Below are 22,082 nucleotides of genomic sequence, written 5' to 3'. Positions count from 1 at the left end.
AAAATGCCAAAGGATACAACGTTTGAAATTCGGGCCGGTCATGGCCAACAGTTGGGCGCAAATTATGACGGGAAAGGAGTGAATTTCGCCCTGTTTTCTGCCCATGCGGAGCGGGTGGAGCTGTGTTTGTTTGACCCATCGGGAAAAACAGAAATCACCCGCCTGGAACTGCCGGAATATACCCATGAGGTCTGGCACGGCTATGTGCCGGATCTGAAACCGGGGGCGCTGTATGGCTACCGTGTATATGGCCCTTACGATCCGGAGAACGGTCACCGGTTCAACCCCAATAAGCTGCTTATTGACCCCTATGCCCGTGAACTGGTGGGTGACATTGAGTGGAACGATGCCCACTTCGGCTATGAGCTGGGACACGACGAGCTGGATCTCAGCTTTGATACGCGAGACAGCGCGCCGTTTACGCCCAAATGCAAAGTCATCGACCCCAATGCCGTCGACTGGCAAGACTCCCGCCGACCCGATATCCCGTGGCCGCATACCGTGGTTTATGAGAGCCACGTAAAAGGCTTTACCCAGCTTAACCCGGCTATTCCGCCTGAACTGCGCGGTACGTTTGAGGGGATGGGGCATAAAGCGTCGGTGGAGTACATCAAAAGCCTCGGGATTACCTCGGTCGAGCTACTGCCGGTTCACTGGTTCCCTGACGATCAGCACCTGCTTGATCGCGGTCTGAAAAACTTCTGGGGCTATAACTCGCTCGGTTTCTTTGCGCCAGCGTCCCGCTATTACGGCCCGGCGGGGATCCAGGGTTTCCGCGACATGGTGCGTGCCTTTCATGACGCGGGCATCGAGGTGATCCTCGACGTGGTCTATAACCACACGGCGGAGGGCAACGAGCTGGGGCCAACCCTGTCGTTTAAGGGAATTGATAACTTCTGTTATTACCGCACCATGCCGGATCAGCACCGGTATTACATCAACGACACCGGCACCGGGAACACCGTTAATACTTCGCACCCGCGCGTATTGCAGATGGTCATGGACTCCCTGCGTTACTGGGCAGAATCGATGCAGATTGACGGTTTCCGCTTTGATCTCGGGACCATTCTCGGACGTGAGCCGGAGGGGTTTGATCCGCGCGGCGGCTTCTTCGATGCCGTGACCCAGGATCCGGTGCTGTCGAAGCTGAAGCTCATCGGTGAGCCGTGGGATATCGGCCCCGGCGGGTATCAAGTGGGGGGCTTCCCGCCAGGCTGGGGTGAGTGGAACGACAAATACCGCGATACGGTACGTGAATACTGGAAGGGGGATAACGTCTCTAACGATTTTGCCGCCCGTCTGTTAGGGTCCGGTGATTTGTACGATCTGCGCGGGCGTCGTCCGTGGGCCAGCGTCAATTTTATTACCGCGCATGACGGCTTCACGCTGAACGACCTGGTGTCGTACAACGAGAAACATAACGCCGATAACGGGGAAGATAATAACGACGGACATAACGATAATCGGTCGTATAACTATGGCGAAGAGGGGCCGACGGAGAACCCGGATATCATCGCCACCCGCGAGCGGCAAAAGCGCAACTTCCTCACCACGCTCTTCTTCTCGCACGGTACGCCGATGCTGCTGGCAGGCGATGAGTTTGGCCGGACGCAAAAGGGCAATAATAACGGCTATTGTCAGGACAGCGAGATCTCCTGGGTAAACTGGAAAGGACTCACTGAAAACGACGAGAAGCTGCGCGACTTTACCCGTCGGTTGATTGCCCTGCGCGCGACGCAGCCGCTGCTGCGACGTGAAAACTGGCGCGACGGGCTGGAGATCCGCTGGTTTAACGCCGGCGGCGGACCGCAGCAGTCGGAACAATGGGACGAGGGCTCCACCCTTGGTCTTGCCATCAGCCGCCCGGATCTTAAGCAGGAAGAGGGCGTCTGGCACGACGTGCTGATGCTGTTTAACCCGTTTGAAGGTACGGTGCCATTCCAGATCCCGCAGTTTGGCGAAGGGGGTTGGGTGCTGGAGCTTTCGACGGCGGATGAGGCCCCCACAGGGGAAATCATCACGGAATCCGTCGATTATGAACTGGCCGGGCGGAGTATGACGCTTTTCCGCCGTCCTTAAAGCGAGGCCGCCGCGCGTGCGGCGGTATCATACAGGGAGGAGATCGCGCGGAGTAACTGCGCGGTCTCGCCAATTGATGCTCCCGGAATGCCGCTTTCCGCATGAATGTTGATCAGGCAGGCCTCCCGCACCTCCCGGTACTTCATGCACAGCGCTTTTCCCTCCTCCGTGGTGGAGAAAAAAAGCTCTTTTCCGGCTTTCTCGCTGGTGACATATCCCGCCTTAACCAGCTTTTTCAGCGCATACGTCACCACGTGGGTATCTTCCACGTTCAGCACAAAGCATATGTCAGCCAGCTTTTTCTTGCGGTTGCGGTGATTCACGTGGTGCAGAAGCGAAACGTCAAAGGCCCCCATATCCGGTTCACCCGCTGCGGTCATGCAGCGCACCATCCATTTGTTAAACGCATTGCTGGTCATGATCAGCGCATATTCCAGCTCTGATAATTCAGCACACCGCTCTGAGACGAGATGCCGGGAGGAGACGATTCGCCCGTCCGCAATATCGTCGTGGTTTAACGCTGTCGTCTTTTTGTTTACTGTCATAACGATCCTTCCCCCGAAATGTAAACCCGTCGATAAAATAAGAACATTTTATTGATAAATTGTTTACATGTTTTTGACGTTCAGATATAGCTTTTTAGTGCAGGTTCTGTGGAGCCTGACGCAAAACACAACATCGCGCGCCGTAATGCACCGGCTTCGCTCTGCTGCGAAGTATAAAAAATAGCCGTCGGCGCGCAACGCTCACTTTGGATAGGGTAACGTTTATGGACAGTTCTACACTGTTGCCACTTATCGGGATTCCGGTGGTGGTTATTGGTTTTGCACTGCGTTTCAACCCGCTGCTGGTTGTCGTGGTGGCGGGGCTGGCGACGGGCCTGCTGGTTGGCATGGATTTCGGTATGCTGCTGGAAACCTTTGGCGAAAAGTTCGTGAATAGCCGATCGCTTGCCACCTTCATTCTGATCCTGCCGGTGATTGGCCTGCTGGAGTATTACGGGCTGAAAGAGCGCGCCCAGGCCTGGGTCGCGAAGATCGCCAGCGCCACCTCGGCGCGTATCCTGATGCTCTACTTTGTCGCCCGCGAAGGGACGGCTGCGCTGGGCCTGATGTCCCTTGGCGGCCACGCGCAAACGGTGCGTCCGCTGCTGGCGCCGATGGCGGAAGGGGCGGCCCTGAATGAATACGGCGAACTGCCGCAGACTATCCGCGACAAAATCAAAGCCCATGCCGCCGCGTGTGACAATATCGCGGTTTTCTTTGGGGAAGATATCTTTATCGCCTTTGGCGCGGTACTGCTGATTGATGCGTTCCTGAAAGAGAACGGGATCGAGGGGATCGAACCGCTGCATATCGGCCTGTGGGCCATTCCGACCGCTATTGCGGCACTGATCATCCATATGACGCGTCTGCTGCGCCTCGACGCCAGCATTCGTCGCGACGTGATGGCCTGGAAAGCAGAGCAGGGTACGCAGGAGATCGCACCATGATGACCCTCATCACCATTAACCGCGTGTATTACCTGATCGGCTTCGTCGTGATGCTGCTGGTTGTGATGACCCTTCGCGACCGCGCTAACCCGAAACGCTATACCACGGCGCTGTTCTGGTTTCTGTTCGGCGGGATCTTCCTGTTTGGCGATCTGATGGTGCAGGAGCTGGGTAAGTCGCTGGCGTATCGCATTATTGGCGGCGCCGTTATCGTGATTGCGCTGCTGGCCGGTTTCGGGCTGGTCGGGAAGGGGCACTATAAAATGTCCACCGAGGAGGAGCGTGTTGCCTCGTCGAACCGGCTGAAAAACTGGCTGTTTTTACCGGCACTGATGATCCCCGTGGTAACGGTCATCGGGACGCTGTTTCTGAAAGGCGTGTCGATTGGCGGCGTTTATCTGCTCGACCAGAAACAGCTTACGCTGGCGGCGCTGTGCGTGGCCTGCGTGGCGGCTATCCTTACCGGCTGGTGGCTGACAAAAGGTACGCCGCTGCATGCGGTGCGTCAGTCGCGTCGGCTGGTCGATACCATTGGCTGGGCGGTGATCCTGCCGCAGATGCTCGCCATGCTCGGCGGGGTGTTCGTGGTGGCGAATACCGGCGAATCGGTACAAAAGGTGGTCAGCCTGTTTGTGAACCCGGACAGCCGCTTCATGCTGGTGGTCATTTACTGCGTGGGGATGGCGCTGTTTACCATGATCATGGGTAATGCCTTCGCTGCCTTCCCGGTGTTAAGCGCCGGTATCGCTCTGCCATTCCTGATTAACGTCCATCACGGTAACCCGGCGCCGCTGCTGGCTATCGGTATGTACGCAGGCTATTGCGGCACGCTGATGACGCCGATGGCCGCCAACTTCAACATTGTGCCCGCCGCGCTGCTGGAGCTAAAAGACAAATATCAGGTTATCAAGATCCAGATCCCGACCGCGTTAACCCTGCTGGTGGTGAACGTGTTCTTAATGTATTTCCTCGTGTTTCGCTAAGGAGCTGCAATGGAATTAACGCAACATCAGGCTGACGCCTTCGCCAGAATGCCGTTGACCTATTTACGTCAGGAATACCCGAACCACATTATGCATCTGCTCAACGATGACGGCGACGTTCTGCCGCCTCGCGAGCTGCACCCGATCTTTTACGGCTGTTTTGACTGGCACTCTGCGGTGCACGGCTACTGGCTGCTGCTGCGCTGCCTGCGTCTCTGGCCCGAACTGCCGTGCCGGGAAGAGATCATCACTCTGTTCGAAGAACACCTGATCGACGAGAAGGTGGCGAAGGAGCTGGCCTATTTTACCGCGCCGTTCCGCGCGTCGTTTGAGCGGCCTTATGGCTACGGCTGGCTGCTGGCGCTGGCGCAGGAGCTGAAACAGTCGTCACTGCCACAGGCGGAGCGCTGGTACCAGACGCTGCAACCGTTAACGCGGGATATTCGCCAGCGGCTGGTGGATTACCTCAGCAAGCTCACCTATCCCATCCGCGTCGGAACACATTACAACACGGCGTTTGCGCTCGCGCTGGGGCTGGATTATGCCCGGGCGGTGACGGATGACGGGCTTGAACAGGCGATCCTGGACGCGGCGACGCGCTTTTATCATACGGACACGCAATATCCGGCGCATTATGAGCCGGGCGGCGACGAGTATATCTCCGGGGCGCTGACCGAGGCCCTGCTGATGAGTAAGGTGGTGGAGAATTTCCCGGCCTGGTTTGATGCGTTTCTGCCTGAAGTGGGTGCCGTTTCAGCGCTGATGAACCCGGCTGAGGTAAGCGACCGCACCGACCCGAAAATCGCACATCTGGACGGGCTTAACCTCAGCCGCGCGTGGTGTATGAAGCACATTGCCCGCGCTTTGCCGGAAAACCACCCGGCGCAACAGGCGTTACAGGATGCCGTTGCGCGCCATCTCTCGGCAAGCGTGGAGCATGTTGTCGGCAGTCACTACAGCGGCGGCCACTGGCTGGCGAGTTTTGCGCTGCTGGCGCTGGAGTAGCGCTTAGTTATATTTTTCGTGCTCATCCTGTTTCCGCAGGATGAGTGATTTTACGCAACCGGCTCGCGCTGACGACGACCGCTACCGCAGAAGCTGCGGCGGCGACCCACAGCGCAACATGAATTGACCTTTCATCTGCGGCCAGCAGAACGGCCACGGCGGCGGCGCCCAGACACTGCCCGAACGTGCGCATAATGGATAAAACACCGGATGCATAGCTCGCATGCTCACGAATAACGTTGGAAAGCATTTCCCGGTTATTAGGACTCTGAAAGCAGCCAAACCCCACTCCGCACACCAGACTCCGCAGGCAGATATCCCACACTGAAGGGCGGGCGGGTAATGTTGCCAGCAGGATCAAACCGACGACAAAAATCATCAGCCCCAGGGTGGATATCGCCGGGGCTGAAATCGTGTCTGCCCACCGGCCTGCATGCGGCGCAATCAGTACGATCCCTAGCGGCCACGGCGTAAACAGCAGGGCAGACAACACCGGGCTGTAGCCGTATTCGCTCTGAAACAGGAAGGGCAGCGCAATAAAGGTGATCCCCTGGCTGACAAAAGCAATCATCGACGTGAAGGCCGCGAGGGTAAAACGTTCATTTTTAAACATCATCGGCGGCAGTAAGGGGTTATCCGCGCGGCGGATCTGCCAGATAAACGCTATGCCGCTCAGCGCAGCGAGCATTGTCCAGCAAAGACTGCCAAGGTGATAAGTCGCGTCATGGAGGCTGTTCGCCGCCATGATCGTCGACCCCAACAGCAGCGCCGACAATATGGCGCCCGGGGTGTCGAAAGGCGCTTGCTTTCGAACCGCATCCCGCGGCAGCGCTTTGACCGCCAGCAGTAAGGCGAGGGTGCCGGGAACAACGTTTATCGCAAACAGCCATTGCCAGCTCAGGGTGTGAAGGATCGTCCCGCCCAATACCGGGCCGATAGCGGAGCTGGAGGCGATGAGCAGGGCGTGCAACCCCAGAATGCGGCCAAGCAATCGCCCGGGAAATACGGACCGCAGGATTGCGGGGGCAATACTCAGCGTCGCCGCGCCGCCGATCCCCTGAAGCACGCGCATACCGATAAGCACTTCGGGTGTATTCGCCAGCGCGCAACCCAGCGATGTCAGAGTAAAGGTCGTCAGACCTGCCAGAAATACGGGGCGATAACCCAGGCGGGCCGCAAGCGCCGCGAATATCGCCAGCGTCATCGCAGCCGCCAGCAGATACCCGTTGGCGAACCAGACGGCCATACTGGCAGGTACCTGCATCTCCTGAGCCATGGAGGGCAGGGCAATGTTGATCATGGTGCCATCAAACACGCCCATTAAGGTGGTGGTCATAATTGCGGCCATCACCCGTGCGCGCGCCGGGCCAGGCAGTCCTTCGTCGCCGGGTTGACTGGAAAAGAGCATCATCATGTTGTCCTCTGAGAAGCGTGTATGGATGACAAAACTATAAAGATGGCTTTTATAGGGCGGAAGGCGCACCATTTGCACTTTATCGTTGCACGAAACGCCTTATCTGAATGTACAGGAATGAGCGCTATGACCGATCCTGATTTTAATTTACTGATTGCACTCGACATATTGCTGAGCGAAGCGAGTGTCGCAGGTGCAGCACGTCGTCTGAACCTCAGCACATCGGCCATGAGCCGGACATTAAGCAGGTTACGCGACGTTACAGGCGACCCGATCCTGGTGCGCGCCGGACGTAACATGGTACTAACCCCGTGGGCCGAAGCGACCCGGGATCGCGCCAGGCGTGCAGTGCACGAGGCGAGGGCGGTATTGCAGCCCTCAACTGAAACGTTCAGTGCGCAAAGTCTGGCGCGCCTTTTTACCATCAGGGCAAACGATGGTTTTGTGGTGGCGTTTGGGCCTGCGCTTATAGCGGCTGTGGCCGACGCCGCGCCGGACGTCTGTATACGCTTTGCGCCTAAGCCGGAAAAAACGTCGCGCTATCTTCGGGAAGGGCTGGTTGATCTGGAGATTGGCGTCCAGAGCAATATGGGGCCTGAAATACGGCTGCAACGACTGTTTGAGGATCGGTTTGTGGGCGTCGTGCGTAAGGGACACCCGCTGGCTAAGCAGGCAGAAATAGGCGTGAAGGATTATGTCGCCTGGGGCCATGTGGTTGCGTCACCCGAGGGCGCGTTGCATGGATCCGTTGACGATGCGCTGGCCGAACTGGGGACAAAACGTAAAATCGCCAGCGTCGTACCGGGATTTCCGACGGCGCTCTCCGTGGCGCTGGAATCGGATCTTATCGCCATGATACCCGCGCTCTATTTACTCAATCAGCAGGTAACGGACCAGGTACATCTGTTCGAGCTGCCGTTCAAAAGCCGTCGTATTACGGTATCGCAGATGTGGCACCCAAGAATGGAACGCGACCCTGGTCACCGCTGGCTGAGAGAGCAAATTCTTGCGATATGCGGTGTGGAGAGGTCAGACATAATTTCGGGCTCTGTATAGCGATTGCTATACACACCGCTTATGCTATGCTTGTAAAGCAATTGCTATACAAGAGGTATACCTATGAAATCAGATGTTCAACTCAATCTCAGAGCCAAAGAATCCCAGCGGGCGCTTATCGATGCCGCCGCAGAGATCCTCCATAAATCACGCACGGACTTCATTCTGGAGATGGCCTGTCAGGCAGCCGAGAATGTGATCCTCGATCGACGTGTATTCAATTTTAACGATGAACAGTACGCAGAGTTCATTGACATGCTCGATGCCCCGGTCGCGGACGATCCGGCCATAGAAAAACTGCTGGCAAGGAAACCTCAGTGGGACGTGTAACAGCACCTGAGCCGTTATCCAGCGCCCATCAACTGGCGGAGTTCGTCAGTGGAGAGGCCGTGCTTGACGAATGGCTAAAACAAAGAGGTCTGAAAAACCAGGCGCTCGGCGCAGCCCGAACCTTTGTCGTTTGTAAAACGGGCACGAAGCAGGTCGCGGGATTTTACTCTCTGGCTACCGGCAGCGTTAACCATACGCAAGCGACAGGTAATCTGCGGCGTAACATGCCGGATCCCATTCCCGTGATTATTCTTGCCCGTCTGGCAGTTGATGTCTCGTTACGCGGAAACGGGTTGGGAGCCGATTTACTCCACGATGCGGTTTTACGCTGTTATCGGGTAGCTGAGAATATCGGGGTGCGGGCGATTATGGTTCATGCACTCACTGAGGAAGCCAAAGCGTTTTATATCCACCATGGTTTTAAAGCATCGCAGACTCAGGAACGGACACTGTTTCTCAGGCTTCCTCAGTAGCGATAGTCGGATCGCCGCACGTAGCGGCGGGATTTTAATGGAATGAATGTTTAGCGCGTCTGGCTGATAAGCTTGCGCCAGACTCTGTTATGCAAAGTAAATAGCAGCATCTTATAGAAAGCGGTAGAGAGGATACAGATACCGCTAAGCCCAAGCATGACAATACTTACCAGCGCCGCGGTCAGACTGACGCCCGGAGAAGAACTACCGCTCAGCGCGGCCAGCAGATAGGCTGCCGTTAATACCAGGCTTAGCACCGCCAGCGTAAGATGTAACCGCACGGCACGCATGCTACCTTTGCCAATCATAAACATCGTCACTCCGTTGATGCCAGCGAAGAGCAGGGCGATCAGCACGACCCACACGAATACGCGCTCTGCTGGCTGGCCGAGTGCGGCGAGTACGCCATACCCCAGCCACAGTTGTGGAATGGCGAAACTGACAATCACCCCGAGCGTACTGACCGCCGCCGGAATACCCATGGTATGTAGTCCCACAGGCTTAACCATATCTTCAGCCAACTGCGTCTTAAGCTGCTGCAACTGTGTCGGGGCGGCATTTTTTATGCTGGCGGACACCTCGTTACAATATTGCAGGCGACGGGTTAAAACTTTAAACATTTATATACTCAGCGTTTAGTTAGGTAAAAATGACTGCAGCACACCAACTACATAACGCCCTGACTGGACGGTATTTTGTGGGTTGCGGATAGTCCCTGTGAGTGAACTCCCCACAAAGGCCGATGCGTTGTTGACCGCACTCATTAACTCGCGCTGCAGTGATTTTTGTAACGATTCGCTGGGGAAACGTTTCGGATAAACACCTGCACGGATCGCGGCCTTTACGCCAGCACTGGAGATGCCTGGATTCTGCGCTTTAATAATCTCTTCCGTGATGCGCTTACGCTCGGCACGGCTCATGCTCTGGAACCAGGCGGTAACTTTACCTGAAGATGCCGCTTTCAACAGCTTGTACGTTTCTAAAGTACCTCGTAGCGCGGTTCCTGCCGCAGTCAGCGAAATGACATCCAGAACCGTTGTGGTGGCAACGTACCAGTCCTGGCTGTCGAGCCAGGCAACATCGGAACCATGGTCGTTATGGATAGCCAGCAGACGGCCCGCGCCAATCATGCATTGTGCTCCCGTAGCCAACGAGCCGGACAGGCTAATCGCCGCAATCACGCCGGATCCGCCAGCGGTAAAAGGCACAGCCGCACCGGCACCAAACGCCATGACAAGCGTAACAATCATCGCGCCACAGGCGAAACCGGTTGAAGTGATTTCAGTCGCAAGTGACGGCGTGGTTAACGTCGCCACCACGGCTTTTTCCGCACTGATTTCCTTAGCATCCGGAATTTTACTGATGACCACATGGCTGACGGTGCTCTGATTCACATCAGCAATGCGTCGTGACGGACGAACCAGCCAGCGTTGCTTGCCATCATCGAAAATGATGCCGACATTGTAAAAGTTACGTGTACAGTCGAGCTGCGCGGCTAGCTTTTTAAAGTCGATATCAGTACCGGCCTGTAGGCCAAGGCTTCGAGAGACATCATAAGAGGGAAGGGTGCTGTCAGGCGACTGCTGACCGGGTAGATTCATCAGAGAGCTCCTTCATCCCGTGAGGACTGTGAATTAGCAGGATAATTTATTGAAAAACTTATGATTCCAACCTTAAGACTTAGATAATAGCAGCGTTAACTCAGCGATCAAATCACAAACTCATTATCACCACAGGTAATTTAACATAATATACATTATGCGCACTAAAGGTATGGATACTCAATATTAATCTAAAACGTTATTGCCAGTCCGGGTCGCTTGAAGAATCGGAGCCCCCGGAAACGATTAAGAGATCATATTTTTAGTTCTCGCCAGCAGGAATGCCGTAACTGAGGTGGCGTCAGTGATTTTGCCGTCACGTATTAATTGAGCAAAGGCACTAATTTTAATTTTTTTCACCGTCAGGCCGTATTCTTCCTCCTCCAGTTGCTGGCCGGTAAATGTCAGCTCCGTGGCAAGGTAAATATGATAACCCTGAGCTGAATAACCCTGTGCGAGCTTTTGATAACCGACGTACTCCATTTTCCCGGCGCTTAACCCGGTTTCTTCTTTAAGCTCGCCTCTGGCAACGTCTTCAGGTGCAGCGTCGCGAGAACATTCCCAACTTCCCTGAGGGAGTTCTGTGGTTCTCTGGCCCAGAGGGTATCGGTATTGTTCAACCAGATAGATTTCATCATTCTCAACCGGAATGATGACCACGAAATCATCTTTTTCAATGACGGAATAAAGCCCCTCGCTCCCATCGGCTCTCAGAATCCGGTCTTCCTTTAGCGACATCCAGCGGTTACGATAAATCTGTCTCGATTCCAGTGTTTTTATCTCTTTCTTCACGGTAAGCCCCTGATTTCTTTGCTTGTAGCTCTCTAACAGTAACGTTAACGCCTTCACCGTGCAATACATCAACGCTCATAACTGTCGTTACGGTCTTGCGTGTTCTCCACGGCAGTCACCTGCACATCCTTAAAGCGCAACCCATCCACACCGGAAATTTTCCCGAACTCTGACGCGTCAATCAAAATTCCGTCCAGCGTTAACCCGGTCACAGGACGCTCCGGATACCCCTCAATGAAAAATGCCCGCGAGAAATATTTGTTGTCTGAGCGACGCGCCGTCATATTTTTAATCGTCAGTCCGCTGACCGCAGTAAGACCGGCTTCGCCCTCAACACCTTCAGCCAGCTTGCGCCAGTGTTCTGGTTTATCAGATAAATTTCCCCGGTCGCCATAGCTGTACTGCGGAAACCAGTTCAGCTGGATCAGCACCGGAAAACGCACGTCCGTAAGATGTAAATTTTGGACGGTGATATCACGGATAAATCCGCCCCGGTTGCGGGCCGACTTAATGCGAAACCCGACGCCCGTACCGTTAAACGCATTATCTTCTATCAGGACGCGTTCAATGCCGCCTGAGGTTTCGCTCCCCAGCGTGATCCCGGACCCCTTATTCAGCGTACAACCGCGAATCACGATATCCCGTGCTGTACGTGCTTTTTGCGCCGCTTCGCGTCCTCGTCCTGATTTTATGCAGATATTGTCGTCATTACAGGAAACAATGCAGCGTTCAACCCGCACCTGTTCACAGGAATCGATATCAATCCCGTCGGTGCTCGGCCCCGCAGAATTGCTGATTTGCACGCCCTCAACCGTGATATGGCGCGAATAACAAAGATGCATGTTCCAGAATCCGGACTCCCGACTGGTAAAATCACGCAGCAGAATGCTCTGGCTTTCAAAGACCAGAATATTGCGCGGGCGCTGACAGTCGTAATCAACCACCCAGCGCAATCCTCTGGCGCTGTAATCGTCGACCATGCCGCTGCGCTCGTCATCGCCCCAGAAGCGTTGCCACCAGATAACACCCTGCCCGTCTATTGTGCCTGTACCGGTAATACTGACGTTCTCACAATCGATGATATTAATAATGCCTGCCGGCCAGCGCATATCAATGCCGGCCACCCGGGTGTTTATCAATGGATAATCAGCCAGATCCTGGCTTCCAACGAGCTGTGCGCCAGCGTCCAGGCGAAGCGAAACACCGCTTTTCAGGAACAGTGCTCCGGTCAGAAAACGGCCTTGCGGAATAACAATGACATCGTTCTGTTGAGCGCTATTTATGGCCTGCTGAATGGCAGACGTTGACAGGCGTTGCGCGGTTGGGTCCGCGCCGCACGTCAGAATGGAGACCGCTTTCATGGCTTGTCCTTAAACAGATGAAAGCCTTAGTCTAGAAATCCGCGTGAAGGATAACCTTTGTCTGTTTGACAGCCACGCGGTCAGGCTGGCAAAAAAGCAGATATTTACTGGCTTGCGATCACCGCAACGCCCTTTTCTTTCAGAGCGCTCACCCAGCGTTCATCCGTTGTGTTTTCAACAACCAGCGTATTCACCAGCGACAGGTCGCCAATCACAAACGCCGAGGCCGTGTTGATCTTTTCCGGTGAGGCCAATACCACCGTTTCCGCCGCTCTGCCGGAAAATGCACGTTTGATGCACGCTTCTTCATAATCTCCGGTGGTCAGCCCGGCCTCAGGATGGACGCCAGTGACCCCCATGAAGAACAGATCCGCATGAATATTATTGATGCCTTCAATAGCGGCCGCGCCGACCGTGACGATGGAGTGTTTATACAAACGACCACCAATCAGGATCACCTCTATGCATGGATGGTCGACCAGCCCCAAAGCGATACCCGGGCTGTGCGTCACCACGGTTATCCGTAAATCGGGTGGTAAGAACGTAATAAGTTCGGAGGTGGTCGTCCCGCCATCAATGATCACCACCTGCCCCGGTGAAATGAGCTGCGCGCCTCGCCGTGCCACGCGTTTTTTTGCATCCATTTTAACGGACTGACGCTCGGCAAAAGGCGCAATCGCTGACGATGCTGGCAGTGCGCCGCCGTGAACACGCTGCAAACGCCCTTCTGCCGCCAGTTCACGTAAATCCCGGCGGATAGTGTCCTCAGACACCGAGAAAAAGAGGCTGAGCGCAGTAGACTGGACCTGACCTTCCGCCTCCAGTTTTTCCAGAATCAACTGTTTACGCTGGCTTGTGAGCATGAATTATTCCTGTTATTGCACGATGTGCCTTGTATTTGCACGATAGTGCTGTTTATGATGCTTACTCTACGAGAGGAGAGCCAAACGTGCAATCAAAACGTGCAGATATACGCATTATCAACAGCGAAACGTTGTCCGACAACTGGTATAACCTGAAAAAATATACTTTTGACCTCCAGCGCAGCGATGGCGACTGGCAGCGACAAGAGCGTGAAGTGTATGACCGGGGGAATGGCGCGACGATCCTGCTCTATAATCGCGACAGCAAAACCGTCATTCTGACGCGTCAGTTCCGTTTCCCGGTGTTTATAAATGGTCACGAAGAGGATCTCATTGAGGCGGCCGCCGGGTTGCTCGATAACCTTGACCCGGAAAGCCGGATTAAGGCCGAAGCGGAAGAAGAAACCGGGTATAAGGTGACGCGCGTAGAGAAAATTTTTGAGGCCTATATGAGCCCGGGCTCGGTTACCGAGAAACTCTACTTCTATCTGGCGGAATATCACCCGCAGGATCGGACCAGCGCGGGCGGAGGCGTTAAAGCAGAGGGAGAAGATATCGACGTACTGGAAATGACGCTGGACGACGCGCTTCGGGGCATTGAAAATGGGCAGATTGTCGACGGAAAAACCATCATGCTGCTCTATCACCTGGCCCTCAAAGGCATTTTATAATCTCACCATTAGCCAGATACCTGCCCCGGCGCAGGTATTTGCCTGTGCTATTCTTGCTGAACACCTCAACATGGAGATGCGAAAATGGCCGACTGGGATCCCTCTCTTTATCTACAGTACAGCGCAGAACGCACACGTCCCGCCGCTGAGTTACTCGCCCGGGTGCCGCTTGCTGACATAACCTCTGGCGTGGATTTGGGCTGCGGGCCAGGCAACAGCACCGCGCTGCTGAAACAGCGCTGGCCTTCTGCGCAGATCGCCGGCGTGGATAACTCCCCGGCCATGCTGGAGGAAGCCCGACAGGCCCTGCCAGACTGCCACTTTGTTGAGGCGGATATCCGGCACTACAAACCTGACCAGCCGCTCAGCCTGATCTACGCCAACGCCTCACTGCAATGGATCCCGGACCATTACCACCTTCTGCCACACCTGGTTTCGCTGCTCCAGTTAAACGGCGTGCTGGCGGTGCAAATGCCTGACAACTGGCTTGAGCCGACGCACGCCCTGATGCGTGAAGTTGCCTGGGAACAGGGCTACCCCGATCGTGGCCGCGAGCCATTGCCGGGTATCCATGCCTACTACGATATTCTGACGGAAGCGGGATGCGACGTGGATATCTGGCGCACCACTTACTTCCATCAGATGAGCTCTCATCAGGCGATTATTGACTGGGTCAGCGCGACGGGGTTACGGCCGTGGTTACAGGAACTCAACGAAAGCGAGCAGAAAAACTATCTGAAACGCTATCTTGAGCTGCTGAAAGAGCAGTATCCGCTTCAGGAGAACGGACAGATACTGCTGGCTTTTCCGCGCCTGTTTATGGTGGCTCAGCGGGTTCCGTAAGCCGGATCAGGAACGCGCTTCCTTGAGCAACTGCTGAATTACGGCCTCCTGCTTGTCGTAGTTCCCCTCGCCAAACGCGGTGTAACGCAGTTGCCCTTTCGCATCGAAATAGTAATGTGCTGGCCAGTACTGATTTCCGAACGCGCTCCAGATTTTGTAGTTATTATCCGTCACTACGCGGTACGGCAGCTGCCATTTGTTGACCGCGTTTTTCACCGATGATAACGGCTTTTCCCAGGGGTATTCCGGGGTGTGGACACCAATCACTACCAGACCTTCAGACTGATATTTCTTCGCCCAGTCACGCACATGCGGAAGCGTATGCTGGCAGTTGATACAGTCCCAGGTCCAGAAATCGATAAGCACAACTTTCCCCCGCAAGGCCTCAGACGTGACAGGGTCACCGTTTACCCAACCCGTACCGCCGCTTAATGACGGTAGCTGGCTGCCCGGCGTCGCGTCAGCGACCGGTTGCAGTTTCACCTGCGTGGAGGTGGGTTGCGCAAGGCTCAACAGGGCATTTTCCAGCTGGTCGGCAATACCGTTGGCACCTTTCAGGGCTGAGGTCATCCCGCTGGCGTTGAACGCAACGGCGGCTAACATCATCACTCCCGCTCCCTGACGCAAACGTGCCATCAATGCGGATTTGGCTCTCAGAGGGGTTATCAGCTTACGGCCCCCCGCGACAAGCAGCCCCAGCATCAACGCGCACCCGCTGCCGTAAGCGGCTAACAGCGCTCCGGTTGCGATGGCCGAGTGGCCCGCAATATTAATGCTGAAGATCGCCCCGAGAATCGGTCCGGCACAGGGGGACCACAGCAGCCCAACGGCCAGCCCTGCCAGAAAATCCGAAACCAGGCCGCGTCGCTGCATGCTGTGGGTGTTGAGAACGTTTCCCGCGCTGACCGCCGGGCGGGCAATGCGCTGAGCGAACTGCGGGAAGATCAGGGCCAGGGCGGCAATGCTCAGTACCAGCAGCGCAATCCAGCGACCGATAACGGTGGCGTCAGCGATCCACTCGCTGGCAACCGTTACTACCATCGCCACCAACATGAACATCACAATCATTCCCGCCAGAAGCGCCAGAATGTGTTTGCGCTGCCCCTGAAAGCCGGCGAATAGCAGAGGAATGACGGGAAGCGTGCACGGACTGAGCAGGCTAATCATGCCGCCTAAAAAAGCGATTATCAGAAACATAACGACCTCACGATACGGTTGCTGCGAAGGTGCAGTGAGGTTATTTCACCGTACGAATGTGTTCAGGCCGTGTGCGAAAAGCTGAATTTTGTCTGCCTGCGTATCGGCGCGGGGTGCAGATACACAGGCGTACAATTAACCGCGCGGAAGGGTTACGCTTACGGCCAGCCCGCCCTCCGCCCGGTTTGCAAGCTGCAATTTCCCGTCAAGCTGGGCGGTGAGCTGCGCGGCAATGGCGAGGCCTAACCCGGTGCCGCCCGTTTCCCGGTTGCGCGATGTTTCAACCCGGTAGAACGGTTGTAACACCGCCTCCAGTTCTGCCTCCGGGATGCCAGGGCCGTTATCCATAATGCGGATCGCGACCTGCCTTTCATCTTCATCAATCTCTATTACCGCGCTATCGCCAAACTTCAGCGCATTATCCAGCAGATTGGTCATTACCCTGCGCAATGCCTGGGGACGAGTGACGATCGGCAGACGCGCATTGCGTGCATGAAACTGCACGTTTTTACCAATGTCCTGATAATCACTGGCGATGCTGTTAACCCACGCATTCAGCTCCAGCTTCAGCGTGGTCTCTTCCAGAGATTCTGATGACCGGGCATAGGCAATCCCCTCCCGTACCAGGCGCGACATATTATCCAGGTCGCTCAGCAGCTTATCGCGGAGTTCGGGCTGATCCGCCATTTCGATCCGCAGCTTCATGCGCGTGATGGGCGTCTGGAGATCGTGAGAAATGGACGCCAGAATCTGCGCGCGTTCACGCAGATAGGTCTGTATCCGCGACTGCATCTCATTAAAAGCGTGCGCTGCCTGGCGCACCTCAACCGGACCTTTTTCAGTCATCGGAGAATGGGCCGCAGGATCGAGGGAATCAACCGCGCGCGTGAATTGCAGGAAGGGCCGGACAACCTGGCGCACGGCAACCCAGGAGCAGAGCGCGACAAGTAACAGCTGAAGAACCAGCACCACGGGCAACCAGCTGGCGACAGGCGGCATGCGCGGGATCAGATCGATGGTGAGCGGTGCGCCGTCGCGGAGCGTCAGATGGGCCTGAATATGGGAAATCGGCCCTGGCACCGCCGTAAACTGAAGCTGATATTGGGCTGAAAGCGTCTCTTTCAGGGTGCGAATCGCATCCCGCGAGCGCTTGTCCGTTGGCGCGGCGCCTGCCTCGCCGGGGCCAAGGATATAGCGATAATTACCGCGACTGAGCCGTTCCAGCCACTCTGCCCGCTCTTTGGCCGGAAGCCGGTCGAGAATAGCCACGCTGGTCGCCACGTCGTTCTCAAGATTGCCCAGCATAACCGAACGCGCGCTGCGCATTCGCTCAACCATGACCAGCGTCAGGCTGAGCGCGTTAGCCAGCAAGAGTCCAAGCAGCACAATGATCAGCAGCCGGGCCAGTAAGGTGCGGGGCCACAGGGTCATTCATTGGCCTCGACGATGGTCACCGGCATGGTAAAAACGTAGCCTTCGCTGCGAACGGTTTTAATGTAGGCGGGCGTGCGGGCATCTTCATTCAGACGCTGTCGCACGCGGCTCACCAGGAGATCAATCGAACGCTCAAACAGCTCAGCATCACGTCCCTGCGTCAGGTTCAGCAGCTGGTCGCGGGTCAGCACCCGTTGAGGATGATCGAGGAATACGCGCAAAAGGCGATATTCCGCCCCGCTGAGCGCCACAACCATACCCTCGTTATCAATCAGATGACGCGCCACGGTATCCAGCTGCCATTCCCCGAACACCACCAGGCGCCCTGCCTCGGTCACCTGAAGATTAGGCGGCATAGTACGAAAACGACGCAGGATAGCTTTGATACGCGCCAGCAGTTCGCGGGCCACAAACGGTTTCACCACGTAATCGTCGGCGCCCATCTCCAGCCCCAGGATGCGGTCCGTGTCCTCGTTGCGCGCGGTGAGCATCAGGATCGGCAGATCCTTATGCCTGCTGCTGCGCAGCTGTCGACACAGCGTCAGGCCATCATCGCCGGGCATCATCACGTCCAGCACCACCAGGTCGATATGCTGTTTGTCGAGCACTACGCGCATCTCTTTCCCGTTCGCCGCGCCAGAGGCATGGTAGCCGGATTTCACGAGGTAATCGACAATCAGCTCACGAATATCCCTGTCGTCATCGACGACAAGGATGTGATCAATATGCTCCACCGCAGGCTCCCTGATTAAGAGGTAACGGATTGAAAATAGCACATATCAGAGCTTATCCGCGTCGACAACCGCGTTAACAAAGTCCTGCGGATCTTCCTGCGGCGGGTTGTGGCCAACCGTTGCGCCGAAAGTACGGTGCTCATATTTTCCGGTGAACTTCCCCGCATAGGCTGCGGGTGCAGGATGTGGTGCCCCGTTGTTACCGCCCTCGATGGTGATGGTCGGCACCGTAATGTTCGGCAGCTTAGCCAGCTTTTGTTCGTAGGCGTGATATTTCTGCTCCCCCTTCTCCAGCCCCAGACGCCAGCGGTAATTACTGAGCGTGACGGCAACGTGGTCCGGGTTATCGAGGGATTTGGCGCTCGCATTGAAGGTGGCATCGCTGAATTTCCAGTCAGGCGAAGCCTGGGACCAGATCAACCGGGCAAAATCGTGCGTATTTTTAGCATAGCCTTCCGCACCGCGCGGCGTGGCGAAATAGAACTGATACCACCACTGAACCTCTGCCTTCGGCGGTAAAGGCTGTTTGCCAATCGCCTGGCTGCTGATCAGGTAGCCACTCACCGAGACCAGCGATTTCACGCGTTCCGGCCAGAGCGCCGCAACGATATCCGCCGTACGCGCCCCCCAGTCATAACCGGCAAACACCGCCTGTCTGATATTCAGGGCGTCCATCAGGTTGACGATGTCTTTTGCCATCGCCGCAGGCTGGCCGTTTCGCGGTGTTTTATCAGAAATAAAGCGCGTGGTGCCGTACCCGCGCAGGGACGGCACAATGACACGATACCCTTTCGCGGCCAGCGCGGGGGCCACTTCAGCGTAGCTGTGAATGTCGTACGGCCAGCCATGCAGCAGGATCACCGGTTGCCCCTCTTTCGGCCCGATATCGACATAACCGACGTTAAGATCGCCAGCGTTAATCTGTTTTACCTGGTTGAAGGCCGACGCGTAATCCTTGCCCATCGCTTCCGCCTGACAGGACATCACGGTGCCAAGCGAAACGGTCAGGGCGACGGCTGAGTATGCGAGTTTGTTAAACATGATGTTATCTCCGGGTGAGTTCAGTTGACGGAGATATAACACCATGCGTTTGTATAAAGGATGTGTGCGGATGCGGCTTTATTGCATACCTGTGTATGTATCACAGACGCAGATACAGTGTGATACAAACCCGGTTAAGGGGTGATTCGGTACCGGACGTAATCGTCGGCTTCACCATAGTGGTCATACAGCTTACGCGCCGGATTGTGCATGCGGGTTACCCAGTAGAGTTTTGACCACCCTTCCCGCTTACCCTCATCGATCAGGGCGTCGATAAGCGCTTTACCCGCCCCTGCGCCACGTTCGGCAGCGTCAACAAATAGATCTTCCAGATAGGGGTAAGTTTGGATATCGAAAATTATGTACGTTAAGGTTAATTTTTTGCCATCACGTCATTAGTATATTCACAAACAGACTCGCCATTATTGACTGTATGCTGGAGATTCAGCTCCGTTAAGTAGCCGTCTGCCAGATACAAAACCCGGTCTGCAGAGGCTATGGTTTCCGGGCGATGGGCTATCAGCAGAACAGGAAGCCCCAGTTGACGTAAGGTCTGGCTTATCCGGATTTCACTCTCAACATCAAGGTGGCTGGTCGCTTCATCCAGTAACAGGAATCCCGGTTTCTTGTACAACGCCCTTGCCAGCAGAATGCGTTGTTTTTGTCCTCCGGAAAGCCCTCCGCCGGTTTCACCAATCAGCGTCTGATACCCCATCGGCATTGCCATAACATCGCTGTCGATAAGTGCCAGTCTTGCGCACTGGATCATTCGTTCATAATTTCGGTCATCACTGAAAAAAATAATGTTATCTGCTACAGAACCTTTGAAAAGATGGTCATCCTGCAGTACGGTACCGATACGCTGACGAACCTGAAAATAATCCGGATGCGTATGCAATATGCCAAATGCCCTGATCCTGCCCTCATCAGGGATGTGGATCCCAAGGATAAGCTTCACCAGTGTCGTTTTCCCGCATCCGGATTTACCTGTAATAGCAACGACTTCTCCGGGATTGAGTGTCAGCGACACCCCGCCGATTATCGGATTTTCCCCTCCCTTTTGGCTGAAGATGATGTGCTCAAGTACTAGAGGAGCATGAGCATATTCATCCATCTCCCTGCGGGATACAGAAGGAATGTGCGAAGCGTTGTTATGCTCACGAAAAGGCTGTTGCTGAAGGCCTTCTGTCGGGGTCAGTACAATATCAGCCAGTCGTTCGTTGTAAACATCGAGCATACGCCAGGAAAAAAACTTATCAGTCAGGCTACTGATACTGGAAGAAAAACGCGTCTGATAGGATAAATAAGCAACCAGCATGCCGACGGTGAAGGTTCCATTCAATACCTCCCCGGCGCCTTTCCACAAAATGATTGCTGATACCACGCTGCCGGTAAGAGTGTGAGCAATGTCATAGCACATCAGCAGACGGCTCTGACGCAACTGCGTATTTCTGCGGGCAACGTTGAGATTCAGCCAGGCGGCCTCACGATGTGCCGTCACACCGTTAATTCTCAGGCTGAGGATCCCGTTGAGTGTTTCAAGAAAATGCCCGGACTCCTTGGCACCTGCATCCCAGGCATCTTCTGCCGACTGTCGAAGGGACGGATACCACAGTGCCCTCAACACACCATAGAAAATGGCTGCAAGTACGGCGATCAATGTCATTTCAGGACTGTACAGCAGCATCATGCAAAGCGCAGTCACCACGAGCAACACATCCAGAATACCTTCCAGCACTTGCGTAGTCAGCGCCTGCTGGATGGTATCTACCGCCTCAAAACGAGCATTAATACTCCCCTTACTGCGTGCATCAAACCAGGCCAGAGGAAGATGGACCTGATGATGGAAAACCCGTGCTGTCCACTGCATGTTAAAATTGACGGACAGTGTAATACTCGCCCGGTGAAGTCAGCGTGAAATTTTCCTTACCTGCCAGTTCGTCCTGCTGTTGCCTGATCACCTGCAACTGCCTGTCCATTTCAGCCTTCCGGCTTTCACCCTGAACGATGAGATGGTCAAGGTCGTCTTTAGCAGCCTCCATCGCGGTGTGCAGTTGCAGAAGCCCCTGACGCTGATCCTCAACGTTTTGCTGTGACGTTGAAACGTCAATCTGCTTCTGCTGGTATTCGATATCTGATACGTAATGCGTATCAGCAAGTTTCTTATAGCGCTCCATAACAGACACGGCCAGCGCAGCCTGATGCACGGCAAGTGACAGACGCTTTTCTGCACTTTTAACCTGAGGTTTCAGGGAAACTATTCGCTGTTGTATGGCATGCTGCTGCTGACTGTTGTCACGCAATTCCAGGGTCTGTTGAGAAGTCAGCATTGTAAACTGAGTTTGTAGGGAAAGTCTTATAGCAGCGAGTGTACCTGCCCCCTGTTCGTTGAAATGTTCACCGCTGATATGATAAAGAGTCTCACCGGCAATAATGTGTTGACCTTCTGAGGCGGTCAATTTGGTTACGTAGCCAGCATATTGAGGAGTGATTTTTACCAGCCCGGATGAGGGCATAACGATTCCGGAAAGGTGAGCCTTACGTGTATAGCTACCATAAAGAATAAAGAGTATCAGGCACAGAAATATGAATAACGTTGTGAGTGCGCTTACTGATAAACCGAATGACGCAGGTAAGACAATCTCACCATAATCAGAATCTGTTTGATGATTTAAAGCCTCTTCCCTGAAGATATTCATATCCCAAATACCCT

General features: G+C 55.0%; 21 protein-coding genes and 2 pseudogenes. 9 read left to right on the top strand and 14 right to left on the bottom strand.

What is annotated here, in order from left to right; genetic code table 11:
- Positions 1 to 3: 3 nt before the first annotated feature.
- A complete protein-coding gene (gene glgX / locus ACQG0T_RS11595; RefSeq protein ID WP_252051039.1) occupies positions 4 to 2,079 on the top strand; it encodes a glycogen debranching protein GlgX in 2,076 nt (691 codons plus the stop codon).
- Here the strand turns inward: glgX and ACQG0T_RS11590 are convergent.
- Complete coding sequence (locus tag ACQG0T_RS11590) at positions 2,076 to 2,624, bottom strand: winged helix DNA-binding protein (protein WP_017382340.1); 549 nt, start codon at positions 2,622 to 2,624, stop codon at positions 2,076 to 2,078. The genes glgX and ACQG0T_RS11590 overlap by 4 nt on opposite strands.
- 224 nt (positions 2,625 to 2,848) lie before the next feature.
- Between ACQG0T_RS11590 and ACQG0T_RS11585 the strand changes: the two genes are divergently transcribed.
- The 3 genes from ACQG0T_RS11585 to ACQG0T_RS11575 are packed head-to-tail and all read left to right on the top strand — an operon-like array spanning position 2,849 to position 5,559.
- A complete protein-coding gene (locus ACQG0T_RS11585) occupies positions 2,849 to 3,571 on the top strand; it encodes a DUF969 domain-containing protein (RefSeq protein WP_003857121.1) in 723 nt (240 codons plus the stop codon).
- On the top strand, positions 3,568 to 4,554 hold the full coding sequence (locus ACQG0T_RS11580) for a DUF979 domain-containing protein (RefSeq protein ID WP_017382341.1): 987 nt from the start codon (positions 3,568 to 3,570) through the stop codon (positions 4,552 to 4,554). Before ACQG0T_RS11585 ends, ACQG0T_RS11580 begins: the two co-directional genes overlap by 4 nt.
- 9 nt (positions 4,555 to 4,563) lie before the next feature.
- Positions 4,564 to 5,559, top strand: coding sequence for a DUF2891 domain-containing protein (locus ACQG0T_RS11575; RefSeq protein ID WP_017382342.1), 996 nt, complete (start codon positions 4,564 to 4,566; stop codon positions 5,557 to 5,559).
- A gap of 22 nt (positions 5,560 to 5,581) precedes the next feature.
- Here ACQG0T_RS11575 and ACQG0T_RS11570 read toward each other — a convergent pair whose 3' ends face one another.
- Entirely contained in the window at positions 5,582 to 6,970 is a 1,389-nt protein-coding gene (locus tag ACQG0T_RS11570; RefSeq protein ID WP_252051113.1) for an MFS transporter, read from the bottom strand.
- Positions 6,971 to 7,099: 129 nt separating this feature from the next.
- Between ACQG0T_RS11570 and ACQG0T_RS11565 the strand changes: the two genes are divergently transcribed.
- From ACQG0T_RS11565 to ACQG0T_RS11555, 3 genes are all read left to right on the top strand, one after another.
- Positions 7,100 to 8,029 carry a LysR family transcriptional regulator gene (locus ACQG0T_RS11565; protein WP_047726560.1) on the top strand — a complete coding sequence of 310 codons (930 nt, stop codon included), beginning with the start codon at positions 7,100 to 7,102 and terminating at the stop codon, positions 8,027 to 8,029.
- Positions 8,030 to 8,092: 63 nt separating this feature from the next.
- The gene (locus tag ACQG0T_RS11560; RefSeq protein WP_003857131.1) at positions 8,093 to 8,359 is read left to right on the top strand and encodes a DUF1778 domain-containing protein; all 267 of its coding nucleotides are present in this window, start codon (positions 8,093 to 8,095) and stop codon (positions 8,357 to 8,359) included.
- Complete coding sequence (locus ACQG0T_RS11555) at positions 8,347 to 8,832, top strand: GNAT family N-acetyltransferase (protein WP_045329830.1); 486 nt, start codon at positions 8,347 to 8,349, stop codon at positions 8,830 to 8,832. Before ACQG0T_RS11560 ends, ACQG0T_RS11555 begins: the two co-directional genes overlap by 13 nt.
- Positions 8,833 to 8,882: 50 nt before the next feature.
- On the opposite strand, the gene ACQG0T_RS11550 is transcribed toward ACQG0T_RS11555, so the two are convergent.
- The 5 genes from ACQG0T_RS11550 to ACQG0T_RS11530 all read right to left on the bottom strand — a co-directional run bounded on the left by ACQG0T_RS11550 (position 8,883) and on the right by ACQG0T_RS11530 (position 13,449).
- Positions 8,883 to 9,452 carry a hypothetical protein gene (locus tag ACQG0T_RS11550; protein ID WP_063847895.1) on the bottom strand — a complete coding sequence of 190 codons (570 nt, stop codon included), beginning with the start codon at positions 9,450 to 9,452 and terminating at the stop codon, positions 8,883 to 8,885.
- A gap of 15 nt (positions 9,453 to 9,467) precedes the next feature.
- Positions 9,468 to 10,433 (bottom strand): hypothetical protein, encoded by a 966-nt coding sequence (locus ACQG0T_RS11545; protein WP_214587177.1) that lies wholly within the window; start codon positions 10,431 to 10,433, stop codon positions 9,468 to 9,470.
- Positions 10,434 to 10,679: 246 nt separating this feature from the next.
- Positions 10,680 to 11,294, bottom strand: coding sequence for an NUDIX domain-containing protein (locus ACQG0T_RS11540; protein ID WP_080338042.1), 615 nt, complete (start codon positions 11,292 to 11,294; stop codon positions 10,680 to 10,682).
- Complete coding sequence (locus ACQG0T_RS11535) at positions 11,294 to 12,586, bottom strand: glycoside hydrolase family 28 protein (RefSeq protein WP_045341968.1); 1,293 nt, start codon at positions 12,584 to 12,586, stop codon at positions 11,294 to 11,296. Before ACQG0T_RS11535 ends, ACQG0T_RS11540 begins: the two co-directional genes overlap by 1 nt.
- A 104-nt stretch (positions 12,587 to 12,690) precedes the next feature.
- Positions 12,691 to 13,449, bottom strand: a complete 759-nt coding sequence (locus ACQG0T_RS11530) for a DeoR/GlpR family DNA-binding transcription regulator (RefSeq protein WP_015570520.1) — start codon at positions 13,447 to 13,449, stop codon at positions 12,691 to 12,693.
- Between the two features lie 86 nt (positions 13,450 to 13,535).
- Here ACQG0T_RS11530 and ACQG0T_RS11525 point away from each other — a divergent pair, with 86 nt between their 5' ends.
- Positions 13,536 to 14,120, top strand: coding sequence for an NUDIX domain-containing protein (locus ACQG0T_RS11525; RefSeq protein ID WP_017382349.1), 585 nt, complete (start codon positions 13,536 to 13,538; stop codon positions 14,118 to 14,120).
- A gap of 84 nt (positions 14,121 to 14,204) precedes the next feature.
- Complete coding sequence (gene tam / locus ACQG0T_RS11520) at positions 14,205 to 14,963, top strand: trans-aconitate 2-methyltransferase (protein ID WP_045142134.1); 759 nt, start codon at positions 14,205 to 14,207, stop codon at positions 14,961 to 14,963.
- Positions 14,964 to 14,969: 6 nt separating this feature from the next.
- On the opposite strand, the gene ACQG0T_RS11515 is transcribed toward tam, so the two are convergent.
- The 7 genes and pseudogenes from ACQG0T_RS11515 to ACQG0T_RS11485 all read right to left on the bottom strand — a co-directional run.
- Complete coding sequence (locus ACQG0T_RS11515) at positions 14,970 to 16,160, bottom strand: cytochrome c biogenesis protein/redoxin (protein WP_062938941.1); 1,191 nt, start codon at positions 16,158 to 16,160, stop codon at positions 14,970 to 14,972.
- Between the two features lie 135 nt (positions 16,161 to 16,295).
- Positions 16,296 to 17,591, bottom strand: a complete 1,296-nt coding sequence (locus ACQG0T_RS11510; RefSeq protein WP_180260544.1) for an ATP-binding protein — start codon at positions 17,589 to 17,591, stop codon at positions 16,296 to 16,298.
- Positions 17,588 to 18,328 (bottom strand): response regulator, encoded by a 741-nt coding sequence (locus tag ACQG0T_RS11505; RefSeq protein WP_022651194.1) that lies wholly within the window; start codon positions 18,326 to 18,328, stop codon positions 17,588 to 17,590. Before ACQG0T_RS11505 ends, ACQG0T_RS11510 begins: the two co-directional genes overlap by 4 nt.
- Before the next feature lie 45 nt (positions 18,329 to 18,373).
- Positions 18,374 to 19,369 (bottom strand): alpha/beta fold hydrolase, encoded by a 996-nt coding sequence (locus ACQG0T_RS11500; RefSeq protein WP_252051037.1) that lies wholly within the window; start codon positions 19,367 to 19,369, stop codon positions 18,374 to 18,376.
- Positions 19,370 to 19,503: 134 nt separating this feature from the next.
- A complete protein-coding gene (locus ACQG0T_RS11495) occupies positions 19,504 to 19,731 on the bottom strand; it encodes a GNAT family N-acetyltransferase (protein ID WP_254909581.1) in 228 nt (75 codons plus the stop codon).
- Positions 19,732 to 19,742: 11 nt separating this feature from the next.
- Positions 19,743 to 21,269 (bottom strand): annotated as a pseudogene (locus tag ACQG0T_RS11490) (peptidase domain-containing ABC transporter); the annotation flags it as partial.
- A 1-nt stretch (position 21,270) separates the two neighbouring features.
- Positions 21,271 to 22,068, bottom strand: a pseudogene (locus tag ACQG0T_RS11485) (secretion protein HlyD); the annotation flags it as partial.
- Positions 22,069 to 22,082 lie beyond the last annotated feature (14 nt).

Origin of the sequence: Enterobacter cloacae complex sp. 302F9, from assembly GCF_050030335.1 — a bacterium.
Taxonomy (GTDB): domain Bacteria; phylum Pseudomonadota; class Gammaproteobacteria; order Enterobacterales; family Enterobacteriaceae; genus Enterobacter; species Enterobacter hormaechei_C.
Note: the sequence above shows the minus strand (reverse complement) of the source record. Positions and strands in the feature narration are given on the sequence as shown.